At 54.8% G+C, this 4,080-nt stretch carries 4 protein-coding genes; 2 read left to right on the top strand and 2 right to left on the bottom strand.

All coding sequences use genetic code 11. The features are described from left to right. The first annotated feature begins 133 nt into the window (after positions 1-133). The gene (locus tag ABX962_RS31760; RefSeq protein WP_372725631.1) at positions 134-469 is read left to right on the top strand and encodes a hypothetical protein; all 336 of its coding nucleotides are present in this window, start codon (positions 134-136) and stop codon (positions 467-469) included. Positions 470-549: 80 nt separating this feature from the next. Further along, on the top strand, positions 550-1,179 hold the full coding sequence (locus ABX962_RS31755; RefSeq protein WP_372725629.1) for a DUF1080 domain-containing protein: 630 nt from the start codon (positions 550-552) through the stop codon (positions 1,177-1,179). A 287-nt stretch (positions 1,180-1,466) separates the two neighbouring features. Here ABX962_RS31755 and ABX962_RS31750 read toward each other — a convergent pair whose 3' ends face one another. Together ABX962_RS31750 and ABX962_RS31745 are read right to left on the bottom strand one after the other, a co-directional pair. Continuing rightward, positions 1,467-1,919, bottom strand: a complete 453-nt coding sequence (locus ABX962_RS31750; protein ID WP_372725627.1) for a hypothetical protein — start codon at positions 1,917-1,919, stop codon at positions 1,467-1,469. Between the two features lie 121 nt (positions 1,920-2,040). After that, positions 2,041-4,080: protein kinase (locus ABX962_RS31745; RefSeq protein ID WP_372725625.1), on the bottom strand; the 2,040-nt coding region annotated here is incomplete at its 5' end.

The following is a 4,080-nucleotide window of genomic DNA, read 5'->3' as shown; positions in this document are numbered from 1 at the left end:
GTGACGGAGCATCAAAAGGTTGATACGTGAAAGTCGGTGGTAGACAATAGCGGGCACGATCATCCACATCTGCCGATTATGATAATCGATTTTGACGCCAAAGCGTTAAACGAACTCATTGCGAAGCCATTTTATGACTGAATCCGAAGACCACGCTACCCCGGACGCTGTGTCCCCCGAGCCCATGTCCCCCGAGCCCATGTCCCCCGAGCCCGTGTCCCCCGAACCCACAGGCCCGTCCAAAGAAGAATTGCGTTTGGCGATGAAGGCGTTTCGAAAACGCCTGAAGCTGACTCGATTGGACGATGAGTCGCGTTTGGGATACGGCCCGATGTCTTCGGGCCAATCCTCGGGCGTGGCCGCGATCACGCCACCCGACTCGTACCCCAAATCGGTTTGGCAAGAATTGGCCAATCAAGGAAAGCTGAAACGCGAAGGCGGCGGTCTGTATTCAATCGTCGGTTCCTAAAGCCCCTTTCCTGTCGTCCCCCACCGACTAACGTCAACTTCCCTCCCTCACTCCCTTCCTGCCTTTTTCTAGAAGTAAACATGAAACGACTTGTTTTAATAATTTCCCTGTGCCTATTTGCAACCGCGAACCTGTTACCCGCCGAAGACCGCGAATCCGCTGATTCGTCCCAAAACGCGGTTCTTTTCGACGGCAAGACTCTGTCAGGTTGGCATACCAAGCCGACGGAATTTGCGTCGCACTGGACCGTCACCGATGGAATGATCATCGGTGACAATCCTGACAAAAAAGGATCGGTGTTGTGGACCGACAAGGACTACACCGACTTTGAATTGTCTGTCGAATTCAAGACCGATTCTCCCGATTACGATTCGGGCGTCTTTTTGCATGGCGAATCGCATCAAGTTCAAATCGGAATTTCACGGTCGTTGAAAGTCGACCTCACTGCATGCATCTACGCGCCGGTGGACAAACAAGGTTCTTATCCGGCGAAATCGGACAAAGTAAAAACCGTTCACAAACCGGGCGAGTGGAATACGTTGCGAATGGTGGTCGATGGCAAACGCATCCAAACATTCCTGAATGATGCACCGTTTGTCGATTACACCGCGATCCGGTTTCCGGAGAAAGGTAAGATCGGACTGCAACTGCACGCGGGTGTCCATCAGAAGATGCTGTTCCGCAATTTCCAAATGACCCCCGTAAAATAAGCCGACACAAACGCGACGTGTAAACGGTTCAGCGGGGCGGGACGATCCGTTTACGGCGACCAAAGTGCTTGCCAACGAATCGTCGGGTCCCGCGCGGTTAAAAATCGGTGTTCGCGATCATCGTTGATTCGCGAGCGCTGTGATGCATCTCGAGGCGACAAGTGAGGGCTGCTGCGTTTTGCCCGCGGCGCTCGCCATAAACGAATGTTTGCAGCGTGAATGCGAATCATCACTTTCTGGCGAAAATAGCAACCAGAAAATCCTTCACCGCGTTTGGACACACGGTTCTAATAAGTTGACGCAAACGGATTGTCGTCGTCGGATTCCACTTCTTCTACTTTCGCGGTCAGCATCACACTGCGCCGCTCGGCGATCCGAGCGGCAAGTCGATCGGCCCGTTTTTGCCGTAGTTGTTCGGCACGTTCTTGGCGTTGGGCAAGCAAGGACTGTTCCCGCTCGATCTGTGATTCTTGTCGCTCACGGTAGGCTCCTTGCTCGTACGTTCGCTGTTGCATGGCCAACATCCGCTGTTGTTGCAATTGAGCCAGTTGCATCTCGTACAACTGCCGTTGTGCTGCGACCGTCTGGATCGCCGCAACCGCGTCGAGCGGTACACCACCACGCGGTGACACGGTTGCGATTCCGCCGCCCGTAGGGCCGCCGCCGCCTCGTCCGCCCGAACATTGTGCTTGGACATCCCCTGCCCAACACGCCGCTGCCATCATGGCTAATGGAATCACGGCCCTTGATACAACTGTCTTGACATGCACTAACATTTCGCTTCTCCCCGAGTAACGTTCCGACATCTGCTGGGAAGCCTCTGCGTCCCTATTAATCAGGGTCGTATCGCGTTGATGATTGTCACGGGGTGATCAAGTCAAGCGACGTTTGTCGCATTTGATCCAACTTGATGTTCTCGGCTGGAGCATTCCCGGTCAACAGCATCGTGGCTTCGCGGTGCAACACGATCGCTTCGACCAAATCGAACCACGGAATGTCAATCGAACGTGTCGGTTGATCACGTAACTGTTGTCCCCAATGGTTCAGGGCATCATCGGCCTTCGATAACGCCTGGAGTGCTTCGTCGGCTTGACCGCTCTGGTGCAACGCGATCGCCAGCGGCGCGTGAACGATATCGCCTCCGGGCCAGTTCGGATCCTCGCTGGCTTCGCGAAGACGATCGACCGCACGCGTAAAATCGTTTGCCCTTAGATGCGTCAACCCAGTCACATACAAACAGACCTCACGAGGCAAAAAATCGCCGGTTGGCGGGCCTCGAAATGGATCTCGCGTTTGACGCGAACTGCCAAACGGCGGTGGTCCGGGAGGCCCAAAGCCACGCCCGTCCGGTGCATCTCTTTGTCCGCGAATTCGATCGTTGTCATCCGCTGGCGAATTCCGCGGCGATCGTCGATCCGGAGGTCGTCCCCCGCCGCCGCGATGCCCTGGAGGTGTTGACGCTTGTGCCAACCAATTTTCAGCGTGGTTGGCAAGCTGGTCGAATGGAATCGACGACGACAGCTCGGACGAAATCACAAGATCGCGAAGCGCCGACCAACGAGGTGTCTCGGTGTCGCTTTGGATGCGATCGAGATCCGTCGCGATCAATTTATCGTAGGCTTGCTGTTTTCCGGTCAATTGAAACAATGCAGGAACGCCCCACCATTGTGGCGAATCGGTCGGTGCTCCTAAATCCAACCCTTTCTTGTAATCCGCCGCAGCTTCGTCCCACAGTTTTAGTCGAATGAAGAACTGAGCTCGTTGAATCCAAGGCAGGTAGTAGCTTGGCTGCATTTCGATCGCGTCGGCGTAATCTTGACGCGCCTCAGGCCACTTCTCGGCATCGGCATGCGCTTGTCCACTCGCTACCAACAGATTGGCTGAGGTCAAACGCTCGGCAAACTGTTCAATTTCGCGTCGCGCCGCGGTGGCTTCATTTTTTGCCTGCACCGCCTGCTGCAACGCTCGGTCTTTCTTATCCCGTTCGTCGATAGCCGCCGACATCTGCCAGAGGCTGGTGACCATCCCGATGATCATCGTCACGGCAACCAAGGATGCTGTGATCAAGGGGACCCGGTTTCGTCGAGCAAATTTACGGATTCGATAACTACGACTCGGCGGACGCGCGGTGATCGGTTCTTGATTCAAATAAAGACGAATATCGCCCGCCATCGCCGCTGCCGATTCATATCGCCGTCGCCGATCCTTCTCGAGTGACTTCATCACAATCCAATCCAAATCGCCTTTGACCGTTGATGTCAGTCGGGTCGGTTCGGTATGCCGAGAAACCGACACCGTGCTCAATCGCTCGCCCATCGTGGTCAATCGCGTGCTCGGTTTGGGCGGTTCCTCTTCGCGAATGATGCGGCGCATCTCGTCATAACCGGCGGAATCGAAACGCGCGCGATCAAACGGGGTCGTGCCGGTCAACAATTCGTATAGCATCACCCCCAGCGAATAGATGTCACTGCGAGTGTCGACATCCAATCCACTCATCTCCGCTTGCTCGGGGCTCATGTACAGCGGAGTGCCGATCATCGAGAAAAAGCGAGTGTAGATCGTCTTGTCGGTCAAGGTTTGACCAATCGCCTTGGCGACGCCAAAATCGATTACCTTTACCACTGGTTTATCATCGTGAAGCGTCACCATCACGTTGCTTGGTTTGATGTCGCGGTGGATCACTCCCTTTTGATGCGCATGCTGAACCGCCGAACACACATCCGTAAACAAACTTAAACGCTCGACGATATTCAATTGATGATTGTCACAGAACTCGGTAATCGGAACACCGCGAACGAGTTCCATCACGAAATAGGGACGAGCATCCTCTGTGACACAGGCGTCAAAGACCTGTGCAATGTTAGGATGGTCCATCCTGGCAACCGCTTGTCGCTCGGCTTC

The sequence above is a fragment of the Novipirellula sp. genome, from assembly GCF_041583735.1.
In the GTDB taxonomy this organism is placed as follows: domain Bacteria; phylum Planctomycetota; class Planctomycetia; order Pirellulales; family Pirellulaceae; genus Novipirellula.
The sequence above is the reverse complement of the archived record's forward strand: the minus strand, read 5'-3'. Positions and strand labels throughout refer to the sequence as shown.

What these genes read in the sequence shown, in the direction of transcription:
- ABX962_RS31755 (WP_372725629.1), top strand. Translation starts at nt 550, where the DNA reads ATGAAACGACTTGTTTTAATAATTTCCCTGTGCCTATTTGCAACCGCG.
- ABX962_RS31760 (WP_372725631.1), top strand. Translation starts at nt 134, where the DNA reads ATGACTGAATCCGAAGACCACGCTACCCCGGACGCTGTGTCCCCCGAG.